The sequence below is a fragment of the Shigella sp. FC1567 genome (assembly GCF_001743015.1).
In the GTDB taxonomy this organism is placed as follows: domain Bacteria; phylum Pseudomonadota; class Gammaproteobacteria; order Enterobacterales; family Enterobacteriaceae; genus Escherichia; species Escherichia coli.
This window is the reverse complement of record NZ_MIIV01000458.1, coordinates 1-252: the sequence shown is the minus strand read 5'-3', so window position 1 is coordinate 252 and position 252 is coordinate 1. Positions and strand designations below refer to the sequence as shown.

1 protein-coding gene is annotated in these 252 nt (G+C 54.4%); it reads right to left on the bottom strand.

Features of this window, described 5'->3' with window-relative positions; all coding sequences use genetic code 11:
* Nucleotides 1–231, bottom strand: a 231-nt coding sequence (locus tag BHE85_RS20050) for an IS3 family transposase (protein WP_023147292.1), incomplete at its 3' end; no start/stop codon positions are given.
* Nucleotides 232–252 lie beyond the last annotated feature (21 nt).

The window sequence follows — 252 nt, the reverse complement described above, 5'->3', positions numbered from 1 at the left end:
TTCCAGCTCTTTCAGACGCTGACGTTCAGCGGTGGTGAGCCCGCCATCACCGCCTCCGGTATCCCGCTCATGCTGGCGTACCCAGACACGCAGAGTCTCCGGTGTACAGCCAATCTTTGGGGCAATGGAACAAATTGCCGCCCACTGTGAGTCATATTCGCCCTGACTTTCCAGAACCATACGAATCGCCCTCTGACGGACTTCGGGGGAAAAACGAGTATTTTTAGTCATCCTGTTTACCTCTTTCTCAGG